This window comes from Microcoleus sp. Pol12B3 (genome assembly GCF_036701355.1).
Taxonomy (GTDB): domain Bacteria; phylum Cyanobacteriota; class Cyanobacteriia; order Cyanobacteriales; family Microcoleaceae; genus Microcoleus.
In genome coordinates this window covers 52460-65913 of the sequence record NZ_JAUBQS010000011.1, presented here as the reverse complement: position 1 = coordinate 65913, position 13454 = coordinate 52460, and the positions used below count along the sequence as shown (strand labels likewise).

The window sequence follows — 13454 nt, the reverse complement described above, 5'->3', positions numbered from 1 at the left end:
TCGAGTTTAAGCTAAGCACGTTAAAAAGTGCGCTCATAGTTCAAGTGGCGAACGTTTATAGAACCCATTTGAGATATAAGCGGCTGCAAGCCTTATCACCCTCAGCCTAATAAAAATAGTCGGGAGAGTTTTTAGTTCCTAGTGTGAAACCCGTAATTTTTCCTTGGTAGTTCGATTGCGGAATCGCCTTGAAAGCCATATTATACGGTTGGTTATCAAACACTGTCCGAAGTCTTGTAATAAAACAAAGATTAACCTTGGCACTTGCATCAACTAGAGTTTTCTAAACTGGACTTCCCCCGTACAAATGTAATAAAATATCTAAAACATCTACCACTTATAGGTTTCAATTGTTTAGTGAAAAAACTGTACCCAAGTTAAAGCAATAGCCGTTTTGGCGATCGCGCAGAACGCAATAAATTCAATATAATTGGCGTAAGCTTGCAGGCGTGAATAACCTACATGGCTACAGAAATTTTACTCAACAATGGAAACTTTTGCAATGATAGGCTTTTGAGCCTATGTAAGTATATTTGCAGGGGGAAGTCCAGTCTAAAAATTACTGACGAGGATTTTGCAAGTCTCTATCCAAGCATTTGCCGGTTCTCTTCCGCTACTTTGCCACAACCGGAAAAAACAAGGATTCGAGTACGATCCACTCTTCGTCTGTGAGGCTGGTAGAGTAGGGCATAACTGCTGGATACGAATTTTGCAGTCACTTTACTTCAAGTACAAAATGTCAAATGGGTTCTATAAAAGCGATCGCCCTTCCCACTCCCCCATCCCCTAAAGCCGGTGAAGCGTCGCTATCCCAGAGGGAATCGCTCTTTTATCCAAAATCAAAATAAGTAGACAGACAAAAAAATTAGTCCGCCTACTTAATCGCTAACTACAAATCACTCCCACTCGATCGTTCCCGGTGGCTTAGAAGTAATATCGTAAACCACCCGGTTCACTCCCTTAACCTCATTCACAATCCGGTTCGAGATCAGTTCCAACAAATCGTAAGGAACCCGCGCCCAGTCAGCCGTCATCCCGTCTTCACTCTTAATAAATCGCAAGACGATGGGGTAAGCATAAGTGCGCTGATCGCCCATCACCCCTACACTGCGAATCGGCAGCAAAACTGCAAAAGCTTGCCAAAGTTCACCGTACAATCCGTGCCGGTTAATTTCTTGGCGAACAATGAAGTCAGCATCCCGCAAAATATTTAGTCTTTCTGCGGTAACTTCTCCTATGATCCGAATCGCCAATCCCGGGCCGGGGAAAGGTTGTCGGTTCACGATTTCTTCGGGAAGCCCGATCGACCGGCCGACTTTTCGCACTTCATCCTTAAACAGTTTTCGCAGCGGTTCAATCAGCTTAAATCGCAAATCTTTCGGCAAACCGCCGACGTTGTGGTGGCTTTTAATTTTAACAGCAACTCGTTCGCCACTTTTCGGGTCTGCATTAGTGTCAGCCGACTCAATCACATCAGGATAAAGAGTACCTTGTGCGAGGTAGTCAAAGGGGCCAAGACGCTTCGATTCTTCTTCAAATACATTGATAAATTCATGACCGATCCGCTTGCGTTTTACTTCAGGATCGGTAATCCCTTCAAGTTGAGCTAAAAAGCGTTCGCGAGCATTAACATACTCAACATCAATGTGGAATTGCTCTTTAAATAATTTTACCAACCGTTCTGGTTCATACTTCCGCATAAACCCTTGGTCGATAAACATACAGGTAAGTTGGTCGCCGATCGCCTTGTGCAGCAAGAAAGCCAAAGTAGAAGAATCTACGCCGCCCGATAGAGCCAGCAAAACTCGTTTATCTCCCACTTGCTCTCGAATTTCGCGAATCGATTCCTCCACAAAGGTAGCAGTCGTCCAAGTCGGTTCGCACTCGCAAATGTGGTAAACAAAATTGCGAATTAAAGCTATTCCCCCGATCGAGTGAACTACTTCTGGGTGAAACTGAACCCCGTACAAATTTTTCTCGTGGTGAGCAACAGCAGCACACGGAGTATTGCCCGTGTGAGCGAGGATCTCAAAACCCGACGGTAACTCGGAACACGAGTCTCCGTGACTCATCCACATCGTGCTGCCTTCTTCGACATTTGTCAGCAAATCGGTCGGATCGTCAATAAATAGCGATGCCTTGCCGTATTCGGCTAACTTAGCCCGCTCTACCGTGCCTCCGAGCTGCTTTACCATCAACTGCATCCCATAACACACTCCCAACACGGGTATTCCCAAATTCCAAATGTCTGGGTCGCAGTGGGGTGCTTTTTCATCGTATACAGAACTCGGACCTCCTGAAAGAATAATTCCTTTAGGATTGATAGCTTTTAACTGTTCTGCCGTAGTCCGGTAAGAAATAACTTCTGAATATACTTGAGTTTCGCGAATGCGACGAGCAATCAGTTCGGAATATTGCGAACCGAAGTCGAGAATCACGATCGTCTGGCGATCGATCTGCCCCAGAGAAGAGCTGGTGAGGTCTGATTCAGTTTTTATTTGAGTAGTCACGGTTATTGCGTAATTGCTAATTGCTAATTGGGCAGAAATTAGGGGATGTATTTGTAGCGGCTTCACTACAAGACTGAGGAAGGCGAGCAAGCATTAGTCGCTAGGAATAAATCTTATTTATACTAGATTGCAGTCAGCGCTCGTAGTCTATTAATAGGGTCGAGGACAAGCATAGATTTACTTCAATCCTTACCCTAATTAATTAAACTCTGGCGTCAGAAACTGCGTCCCCAAGCAACCTAGTATAATTAAGGTCTAGGGACAAAGAATTATTACTTGTTAAATATTATCCCTGAGCGAGGTTTTCAACAGAATTCAGGGATATTCACACTACATTAACAAATTTGGGTCAAAAATGTATCTCCTATTTCACTTTTAACAATAATTTTGCGATCGCGCCCGAACATCACCGAGCCCACGGGGATGTGCAAGTTAGTGTGAGTAAAAATGCAATCCGATGACCGCAAGTCTATTTGTCGGGCGATGTCGCCGTAAATTCGATCGACCCAATTGTTGCCAGTTTGAGCGTCCAAAGCCCGCAGTTGTCCGAGAGCCTCTTCGGCTGTTGCTGCGGCAAAAATTGCGGAACACGCATCAGCCGGCATTCCAGCCTTAGCACAGTAAGCTGTGAGAATTTCCCTGCGCCCGTCAGCGAGGTGGTGGTGAGTGTGAAAAATTCCCGCTGCCAATTTCATCAGCTTTCCGTGATAGCCAAACAGCAAAATTGACTGCACCCCCTGACATCCGGCCTCTACCAGCAGCGGGCCGAGCCAATTAGCGGTTTTGACTAGCCTCTCAGGATTAATCCCCAGTTGTCGAGCCAAATCCAAGCCGTTTTCGCCGATGCAGAAAACCAAACAGTCAAACAGTTTGGCTTTTTGTTGCAGTTGTTCGCGGTAAACTTCCAACTGTCCCGGGACGCTCAGCGGTTGAGAAATGCCTGTTGTACCTAGCAGCGAAAGTCCTTCTACCACGCCGAAAGCTTCGTTAGAAGTGCGGGCGGCTAGTTGCCGACCAGACGGCAGAATCAGCGTGACAGTAATTTTTTCGGACTGTGCGAGTTCTCGGCTCAGATTCGATCGCAACAGCCGCATCGCGTAATCATAGATTGCCGCTCCTCCACCTGCTTTATGATGTCCAATTCCCTCCCCGCCAACAATCTGTATTTGTTCCCCCTCTCCTTCTCTCCCCAATTCCACCATTGCCCAAACGGGGGTATTGCGAGTCAGATCGAGATTGTCCCCCGGATCGGAGCGAGTCACTCCTAAAGCGGTACCCGTTTTGAGTAGAGACGCCTGCTCGATCGGAATTTCTGCGGTTATTTGTGGTTCCAGTAAATTTACTGATACACTATCAACAGATTGGATACCCTCACGCAAGCACCGCAAAGCTGCAAGTGCGGCTGCACAGGCAAATACTGGCAGTGTATACCCGGATAAAGGTTGAGCTTTTGTCACAATCTAATACAAAAATCCGTAAATTTGCTGGTAATTGACATCACACATTAGCAGTAATATCTTTCAAATGTTTAAGTTTAATTCTAGAGTTTGCTATTATCTGCAGTTAGCATAATTTTTGTCAAGTAATAATTTTGTCCTACCAGTTGCCGATCTCAGTCACACTTTTTTTTGATGTGCGTTAGCGAAGCCCTAGTAGAGGATCGCCAATAACCCACTCCGAAGCTTTAGCTGCACCTGGGGGCGATTTTCACAAAAAACCCGAACTCTCTCGCCAGCGCTGGGACTGAACAAACAGATTCCAGGAATTAGGTAAAAATAGTTAGCATCTATACTCCGCAAGTCGATCGTCTTTCATTCTATAGATTTAGCTAGCCGTAAAGGTTTGAGAGCGGAATGGAGGATCGGGCCCGAAATTTGTTTTGGCCCTTGGGGTGGCTTGTTTGAGGCGGAATTCGAGCAATTTTTGGCAGGCGAAATGCTGCGCTCGCTTCCTTGTTAAGCCCTAAAACCTAGTTTTGTAAAATCAGCAAACTTATATCTCCCAAGCGGTTGATGTGCCAGCGATCGCTTGCCATCTATATTTATAACCATTACCCGGAAGTACCAGTCTAGCTTTCAAGCTCACATCTTGAAGGCGGGGCTGGTTTTATCTTAAAAGGCTAGCTCAGAAATTTTGAGCGTAGAGATTAAATTTTATTGACACCTGCGCGTGAAAAATAATTTAATGACCAGCCAGCCTCAAACCCTTGCCACAGCAGGATTGGGCAATTCTTTAATCTCCGACTAAAATCCTATTACTTTATGTTTGAACCAGTTGCAGAGTTAAATGAACCTCTATCTCTTCAGACTCCTGAAATACTAGACAATCAAATATCTCAGCTCGTTTTATCTTCAAAAAAAGATCTCAAAATTTCTAAACAAGAGGTTCGATCGACCCTGAAAGCCTCAACTCTAGACGGTGTTTTTGCCGCTATCTTCGAGTCGGCAACCGGCGGCGTGCTGCTGAGCAATTTCTTGCTGCAACTCGGGGCGAGCAGCGTGGAAATAGGTATATTCTCCGCTATTCCGATGGTGGTAAATCTCCTGCAACCATTAGGAGCCTACATCGCGGACCGGACAACCAGCCGCCACTGGTACAACCTTTTTGTATTCGGCGTGTCGCGGCTGCTGTGGCTGGTGCTGGCAGTGGCAATTGTTTGGGGTTCCCAGCACCAAGACCTCCACCAACTGCTTCAATGGACGCTGGTAACAGTCGTAGCAGCTAGCGTGCTGGCAGCTTTTGCCAATTCTAGCTGGTTCAGTTGGATGGCTGCTGTGGTTCCTCAGCGCTTGCGGGGACGCTATTTTGCCTTTCGCAACAGTGCTGTCAGCCTCATCACTTTGCTGGGAGTGCCGTTGATGGGATTGGGAGTGTCAACTTGGGGCGCCGATCCAATTTTCGGCTACGGTATTGTTTTATTTGTGGGTGTTTTGGCGGGAATGATTAGTTTGGGGTGTCAATTCTTTATGGTTGATGTGAATCCCCAGGTATACAAAAAAGACGCTGAGAGCGATACGCTTACAGAGAAAAAAGAAAAGCGAATAACAGATTTTGTGCCTTCTGTGCTTAAAGATTCTAATTTTTTAATGTTTATTCTTTACTTCAGTATGTGGACATTTGCAGTTAATCTCAGCGCACCTTTTTTTAATATCTACCTGCTGAAAAATTTAAGCTTGGATGTGAGTTTGGTAACGATTTACACCAGCTTAAGTTCCGGTGCAAATCTACTGCTGCTGATGTTTTGGGGTAAGTTGGCCGATCGCTGGGGAAATCGCCCCCTGCTAATTGGGGTGGGGCTGGTGGTGGCGATAACGCCTTTGTTGTGGTTGGGTACGGGCAATTACCCGTTTGCGGTGTGGGTATGGCTGCCGCTGCTGCACTTGTTGGGGGGGACGACTTTAGGGGCGATCGACCTTTGTACTAAGAATATTCAAATGGAGATAGCGTCGATCGAGCAACCTTCGACTTATTTTGCGATCGCCGCAGCGGTTTCTGGATTAGCTGGGGCTTTGGGAACTACCGCCGGCGGCTTTCTTGCCGAACTTCCCGGCATGAGTTTGGGGGCACTGTTTGCCCTCTCGGCTGGTGTGCGGCTATTCGGCTTGCTGCCTTTGATTTTGGTGCGAGAACCCCGCAGCTTTTCGCTGCGGTCGATCGTCCCCACTTTGGGACGTTTCAATTTAAACCGCGACTAGGAATTTTTCGCACAAATTTACCGATCGAGAAACCAGAAAAGCCCACAGATTGCTAAAAACTTCAAGCAAATCCCACAAAACCTGAGAGTGCTTGAAACAAATATTAATTCAAAACATAGTCCAAACCTGCTATGTCTTCTGCCAATATGTCACCATTATCTTGCAGCCAACTGACAAATAGATCAGATATAGCTGTTCTAAAAACTGACCTGGCATAGCGTAAATGTGTTTAAATGTTTCTTAGCTAGGGCGTCGGAGCGCTACTTCTGTTAGGAGAATAGAGCATTTTTCCCTAACCAAAGCTACTATTTCACGCTGTAAATATTTTACTTTTTAGGAAAAGCGAGCATTTTCCCAGAACCAAAGCTACTATTTCACACTGTAAATATTTTAATTTAAGAAAAATAAATAAAATTAACATTTTAATACAGCCAGCTAGACTATAGAGTGTTTTGGGACTAATATCCTGAGAATCGAAATAGCTAAAGATTGCCCAACCAGATAACAATTTCGTCGAGCAAGAAATTAGGAGGGCTTGCCTCAAGCGACCCAAAAAGGGGAACGGGGAATCTCAAGTAACCGATTAGCAATTACAGGTCGCTATCAAATTTTCAGATTCAAAGAGAGAATATAAAAATGACGAAACCAGGGAAACGTCTGATCGTTTGCTGTGATGGAACTTGGAACAAACTAGATACTCAGTGCCCAACTAATGTGGTTAGGGTTGCCCAGGCCGTGAAACGGACAGCCAGTGACGGGGTTCCGCAGATCGTGTTTTATGACGAGGGAATTGGAGTAGACAGTAACAAGATTATGGGCGGAGTCACTGGGCTGGGAATCGATAAAAATATACAAGATGCCTATCGTTTTCTTTCTTTCAACTACGATCAGGGTGACGAAATCTATCTATTCGGGTTCAGTCGTGGTGCTTACACAGTCAGGAGTCTAGCGGGGATGATCTATTGCTCCGGTCTCCTATCCCGCCGTAACGTTACCATGGCATCACAAGCTTACGAGCTTTACCGCAAGCGAGAGATTTCACCAAAGCATCCGGAAGCAAAGAGTTTCCGCGAAAAATTCGGCAAAGATAAGGGCGATCGCGTCCCGATTACCTTGCTTGGTTGTTTCGACACCGTTGGAGCCCTTGGTATTCCTCTTGTACCCGCCTTGAAGAAGTTTGAGGGACAGATCAAAACAAGGTACAAATTCCACGACACCACTTTAAATAAGGATATTGAGAATGCGTTGCACGCCGTTGCGATCGACGAAATTCGCGAAGTCTTTGATGTTACCCTGATGAAGAAAAATCCTGATGCCCCGAACCAGAAGCTTCGTCAAGTTTGGTTTCCAGGCGAACATGGCTGCATCGGCGGTGGTACGACAGCATACCGCGGGTTATCCGATGCTGTCTTGAAGTGGATGTTGGATCAAATCAGTGACTTTGAATTGAAGCTGGAATTTGAGCCAGAGGCCCTTGAGGATATCAAGCCTGATTATAAAATTCCATTTCAAAACAATCCTGGGTTCTTCAAATTGGCAGGAATCAAGTGGCGCGAGGTGGGAGAAACCCTTGAGGATCTTCATGAAAGCGCGATCGAGCGATTGAAAAAACGCCAAGACTATCGGCCGAAGAATCTGCAAAAGATTATCTCCAAAGTAATTGAAAACATAGAAAAATGATAAAACTTTATCAAACTCTCCGAACCAAACATACGAAGACTTTGTAATCTACCTAATCTACAACAATCGAAAGGAAAAGCAATCATGACAAGAGATACATCTAGAGATGGATTCAGCAACAAAGCTTTAGCGTATACGTTGACTCATTTCAAACCAATTTGGGATTTAGTTCAAAGTTACGAGCCTCTGAAACGTAAACTCAACAAATTTTTTCTAAATAGCATCATTTACAAACTTCCGACTCGCCCGCTTCCCTATAGCTTAATGGGCTTAGATCCCAAAATTCCAGGGACAGATATTCCCAAAAAAACTGATACCTACATCTCTTGGGATTCACTTACAGACAAGACTTATACTGGGCGACATTTACCTCCCGACCCAGAATTCAACAAAGAAGGGAATTTACCACCACTCGACAAAGTAAAGACCTTATTCCAAAAAAGAGATGGAAAAACCATTTATTCGGAAAAATCCACTCTGCTATTTCCCTATTGGGTGCAGTGGTTTACAGATAGTTTTCTCCGGATCGATCAGGAAAACCGCTTCAAAAATACCTCCAACCATCAGATTGATATGTGTAATGTTTACGGGTTGACCCGCAAACAAACAAATATGCTCAGAGCTTTCAAAGACGGTAAATTTAAAACCCAAAAACTCAAGCGCAAAGATGGCGTAGAAGAAGAGTATCCACTCTTTTATTATGCCGATCCTGAGCAGGGTATTATCGATCCTCAATTTGAAGGTCTTCATGCCCCCCTTAATGATGAGAAAAGACAACCCCCCGAAAAGAAAGGCAAGCTATTTGCAATGGGAGTTGAACGGGCAAATGTCCAAATTGGCTATGTCATGCTCAACACTTTATGTATCAGGGAGCATAATCGAATTTGTGATGTTTTGTCCAAAAGCTATCCGCAATGGGACGATGAGAGGCTCTTCCAAACCGCGAGAAATATTCTCATGGTGATTGTTCTCAATATCATTATGGAAGAGTACATTTTCCACATTACGCCCTATAATTTTAGGTTTTTTGCCGATCCTGAAGCTTTTACCAAGGAAAGTTGGTATCGAGAAAATTGGATGGCGATTGAGTTTAGTTTTGTCTATCGCTGGCATAGTGCGATTCCGGAAACCTTTATCTATGACGGCAAAGAAAAATCCATGTACGATTCCCTCTGGAATAATCAGATGTTAATTGATAAAGGGTTGGGTGCATTGATGGAAGAAAGTTGTTCCCAACCAGGCACTAGAATTGGTTTGTTTAACACACCTGATTTTAAGATCGCAGGAACACCCTATACATTTATTGATGCTACCGAACTAGCATCTGTGAAACTCGGACGGCAGGCGCAGTTAGCCAGTTATAACGATTACCGCGAAATGTGTGGTTATCCCAGGGTGACTGATTTCAATCAAATTACGGGTGACGAATACGCTCAACAGAAATTAAAAGAGTTGTACGGTCATGTTGATAAGATTGAATTATTTGTCGGATTGTACGCTGAAGATGTCCGGAAAAATTCAGCAATTCCGCCTTTAGTAGCACGGATAATTGGCATTGATGCTTTCTCCCAAGCTTTAACTAATCCTTTGTTATCGCCTAAAGTTTTCAATAAAGAAACTTTTTCTGAGGTGGGTTGGGAAATTATCCAAAATACCAAAACAGTCTCTGATTTAGTGAATCGTAATGTTCCTCCAAGCGATCACAAATACAAAGTCTCCTTCGATCTTTAAGTTGTAGCTGACAACTAAGACTCAAGGTAGTGGGGGCGCAAACACACCTGCGCCCTCAAAAATGAGGAAGAAAAAGGCGATCTTTTCGCAAGCGATCGGCTACGGCAATTCGGGAGCAATTGCACCAGCAGTTATAAGCTGTTCGGCATTTAAAAAACGATAGTAGGGTGCGTCAGTACAGAAGTGTTTCCCTTGCCCAGTAAGTGTTCAAACTGACGCACCCTACAAGCCTCGTTAGTGGTTTAAATGCGTAACAGCTTAGTGTTTCACAGATGCAACGGTTTGTGTAGAACCTTTTTTAGCGATTAACCGAAGGTTATTTATGAGCAAGAAGTTATTTACCGAATATCCCGAACAGGACGAACTCAAATACTACGATCTTCTGGTTGAGCAAGCCAAACTTCGGATGGATAATCTTTACGGCAATAAGGAGCGGGCGCTGCGAGATACTCACGCCAAAACTCATGCGTGTGTTAAAGGAACTCTGGAAATTTTTGACTTTGATGAGGAAGCGATTAAACGGGAATTGGGCAAACGCGCTTCGTTAAGTTCTTCGCGACTCAATGCTATTTCCCTTAAGCAAGGTTTGCTAGCAAAACCCAAACAATATCCTGTTTGGTTGCGATTTGCTAACGGGGCTACCAAAGTATACCCTGATTACCAAAAAGATTCGCGCTCAATATCAGTGAAAGTGATGGGGGTGGAAGGGGAACGACTGGCGCAAAGCCACGAGTCAAAAACCCAGGACATCATTGTTCACAATTCAGAGCTATTTGTGAGCCAAACCATCAAAGACTACTACGGCTTTTTTTCTGCTCTGGTTGAATCACCAGAGGCATTGAAAAAGTGGCTAATACGACATCCCAGACACTTTCTAGCAGTCTCGACGCTTACTGGTAGCCGGACTCCGAAGAGTTTGCTAACAGCAAAATATTGGAGCGGTTCACCCTCTGCTTTGGGTCTCTATCCCGATTTCGATCCCTCCCAGCCTGGTCGAGTTCCTGTCGAATATCCTGCTGTAATTAAGTATGGGTTTACTCCGGTTTCATCCAAACCACCGCACGAGATAATTCCCGAAGAATCTCGACCGGGAATTCCTAAAATTCCCTTTGTCGATCGCGCTAAAGCCTTGCGTTTAGATCCCGAACAACCAGACAATTATTACCGGAACGATCTAATTCAAGCCTTGGCGAAACCTGATGCCGAATACTGGTGGGATTTTGGCATTCAGTTCCAAACGAGCCTAAAAATGCCGATCGACGATGGCATCAATGTCTGGAAGGAAAAGGATTCACCCTTCTTGAGAGTAGGTCGTCTCACCGTCAAGCATCAGATTATTGATTATGAAAAACAATCTGATTTCAACGAAAACCTGAGATATTCTCCCTGGAACGGCTTAGCAGTTCATCGTCCAGTAGGCGCGATCAATCGGATACGCGGTGTTGTCTACCCGGTTGTAGCGGAGTATCGCCTTAAAAAGCGAGGTCTTGTCCACCAAGAACCAACCGGAGAAGAAACATTTTAAGGGAATAATTTGAGGCTGGGACATCATTTAATGCCATCAACCAGGTGTCGTCTGAGCCAATGGCAATTCAAGCAAGTTAACAAGCGAAACCTTCAAAAAATCCCATCCCTTTTGAGGGGGTGGGAGTGTTGAAAATTATTAATTTTGAGTCCTCAGTCCTCAGTCCTCAGTTTTGTGTCAGTAGAAATTGATTAATCCCCGTAGGGACACGGCATTGCCGTGTCCCTACTTTATAAACCTCGAATACACGGCATTGCCGTGTCCCTACTTTATAAAACTGGAATACGCTGTAATAATTCCACCTTCAACCAACTGATGACTAATGACCAACGACTGATGACTAATAAATTAGGCTTGCCGTGAGTAGTATTCCACCACTAGCAGTTCGTTAATCTGTAGAGCAATCCACTCGCGTTCGATAACGCCATTAACTTTGCCAACCAGTTTTTGCTTATCAAATTCCAAGTGATTCGGCAAGTGAGCCAAGCCTGGGTCTTTGAGATTAGCTTCTACCATTGTGCGCGAGCGCTCTCTATTTTTCACAGCAACCACATCACCGGGCTTGCACTGATAGCTGGCGATATTGACTTCACGGTCGTTGACAGTTATGTGACCGTGATTTACCAATTGTCTAGCGGACGGAATGGTTGGAGCCATTCCCATCCGAAACACAGTATTGTCCAAGCGCATTTCCAAAAATTGCAGTAACACTTGACCTGTGGAGCCCGTGACACGGCGGGCTTTGCGGACGTAACGGAGCAATTGGCGTTCCGTCACACCGTAATTGAAACGGAGTTTTTGCTTTTCTTGCAAGCGAACCGCATACTCAGAGAGCTTTTTGCGGTTTTGACCGTGCTGTCCGGGTGGATAATCTCGTCTGGGGGTTTTGCGGGTTAGACCGGGCAACTCTTTCAGGCGACGGACGATTCTCAATCGGGGGCCTCGATATCGAGACATTTATTTTCCTCTCTTATATCTGTATGCAATTTTATGCAGACTCTATATTATAGGTTGGTAACGATCAAAATTCCAACAAAGATCGATAAAAAAACGATCGACCGCAGCGCGATCCATAGTGTGCGGTAAATTCTGAAGGAAAAGCCGATCGCTCGATCGCCCCAATCAGCCAAAAAAACTCACTACTCGATCTGCCATGCACAACCGAAATTTCTCCCGCACTTCTTCCCCAAAGCCAGCACCGACAGGCTCAAAGCCTACCGCGCGCTGGATATTGGCTCTCGGCACGCAGCTAGCAGCACTCGGTTTGTTAGCCACAGCACTGCCAATCTCGCCAGCCTCAGCCATCACGATTAGAATACCTCGCTCTAGGAATCCCTATCGCGTCTGCGCCCTGGAACTAATCGACGCCGGAGTGGGAGCAGAGGCCGCCGCCGCCGCTTGTGCTGATGCCCTCCACCCCCGCGACATATCTAAATGCGCTCTCCAAATCAACCGCAAAACCAATATTTCTGGTGTCGAAGCGCTCTCTAGCTGTAGGCGGGTGAGGCGCCCCAACGAATTGGCTACTTGCGTAGTGAATATTAACGGCAAAAGTCGAACTCAACCTGCTGCTCCCCTCGTAGTGCTCGATGGATGCCGCCGCAGTTTATTGCCACAACAGTTTGCTGAATGCGTAGTCGGTTTGAGTGGCAGGCTCGACTTTCCCACTGACCGGTTAATCGCCACTTGTCTTGACCCCAGCGACAGCGTGAGCCAGTTGGACGGGCGTCCTGCACCTACTCCTCCTGTGGAGCTAATTTCACCGCCTTCGCCCGTCAATTAATAACGGTTGACTGTTAACGGTTGACTGTTAACGGTTGACTGTTGACTGTTAACTGATGACTAATGACTGAGGACTGATGACTACTTTTTTATAATCAAATGTCAGAAATTTTTGCTCAAATTACAGTCGAAGAATTAGCTCGCCAATTAGCAGAAACCAATGCTGAGAAATTACAGCTTGTAGACGTGCGGGAACCTCACGAAATTGAACTCGCGGCGCTGCCGGGATTTGTAGCTTTTCCGCTGAGCGAGTTTGCCGAATGGTCTGGTGAAATTGACGCTAGACTCGATCGCGACAAAGAAACCCTCGTTCTGTGCCATCACGGAGTGCGATCGGCTCAAATGTGCCATTGGTTAACTGAGCGAGGATTTACGAACGTTAAAAATGTCGTTGGCGGCATTGATGCTTACTCAATGGTTGTCGATCGAACTGTCCCCCGCTATTAACATCAAATCCAGTTCTTAAGTATCCTTTTTTTCAGAGTCCGCGCGGGCGGACTTTGTATGTGTAAAAAAGAATTATATTTTCCC

9 protein-coding genes are annotated in these 13454 nt (G+C 45.4%); 6 read left to right on the top strand and 3 right to left on the bottom strand.

Features of this window, described 5'->3' with window-relative positions; genetic code table 11:
* Positions 1-896: 896 nt before the first annotated feature.
* Both guaA and cbiD read right to left on the bottom strand, forming a co-directional pair.
* Positions 897-2498: a glutamine-hydrolyzing GMP synthase gene (guaA, locus tag QUA53_RS08100; protein WP_445304930.1), complete on the bottom strand. Its 1602-nt coding sequence runs from the start codon at positions 2496-2498 to the stop codon at positions 897-899.
* Positions 2499-2845: 347 nt separating this feature from the next.
* Entirely contained in the window at positions 2846-3967 is a 1122-nt protein-coding gene (cbiD, locus tag QUA53_RS08095) for a cobalt-precorrin-5B (C(1))-methyltransferase CbiD (RefSeq protein WP_333096205.1), read from the bottom strand.
* A gap of 804 nt (positions 3968-4771) precedes the next feature.
* On the opposite strand from cbiD, the gene QUA53_RS08090 reads away from it, so the two are divergent.
* The 4 genes from QUA53_RS08090 (at position 4772) to QUA53_RS08075 (ending at position 11141) form a co-directional block, all read left to right on the top strand.
* A complete protein-coding gene (locus QUA53_RS08090) occupies positions 4772-6205 on the top strand; it encodes an MFS transporter (protein ID WP_333096204.1) in 1434 nt (477 codons plus the stop codon).
* A gap of 636 nt (positions 6206-6841) precedes the next feature.
* Entirely contained in the window at positions 6842-7885 is a 1044-nt protein-coding gene (locus QUA53_RS08085; protein ID WP_333096203.1) for a DUF2235 domain-containing protein, read from the top strand.
* An 84-nt stretch (positions 7886-7969) separates the two neighbouring features.
* Positions 7970-9616 (top strand): peroxidase family protein, encoded by a 1647-nt coding sequence (locus tag QUA53_RS08080; RefSeq protein ID WP_333096202.1) that lies wholly within the window; start codon positions 7970-7972, stop codon positions 9614-9616.
* A gap of 322 nt (positions 9617-9938) precedes the next feature.
* Entirely contained in the window at positions 9939-11141 is a 1203-nt protein-coding gene (locus QUA53_RS08075) for a catalase (RefSeq protein WP_333096201.1), read from the top strand.
* 348 nt (positions 11142-11489) lie between these two features.
* Here the strand turns inward: QUA53_RS08075 and rpsD are convergent, their stop codons facing one another.
* Positions 11490-12098: a 30S ribosomal protein S4 gene (gene rpsD, locus QUA53_RS08070; RefSeq protein WP_172190738.1), complete on the bottom strand. Its 609-nt coding sequence runs from the start codon at positions 12096-12098 to the stop codon at positions 11490-11492.
* Positions 12099-12294: 196 nt separating this feature from the next.
* On the opposite strand from rpsD, the gene QUA53_RS08065 reads away from it, so the two are divergent.
* Together QUA53_RS08065 and QUA53_RS08060 are read left to right on the top strand one after the other, a co-directional pair.
* Positions 12295-12924, top strand: coding sequence for a hypothetical protein (locus QUA53_RS08065; protein WP_333096200.1), 630 nt, complete (start codon positions 12295-12297; stop codon positions 12922-12924).
* Between the two features lie 98 nt (positions 12925-13022).
* Entirely contained in the window at positions 13023-13370 is a 348-nt protein-coding gene (locus QUA53_RS08060) for a rhodanese-like domain-containing protein (RefSeq protein WP_333096199.1), read from the top strand.
* Positions 13371-13454 lie beyond the last annotated feature (84 nt).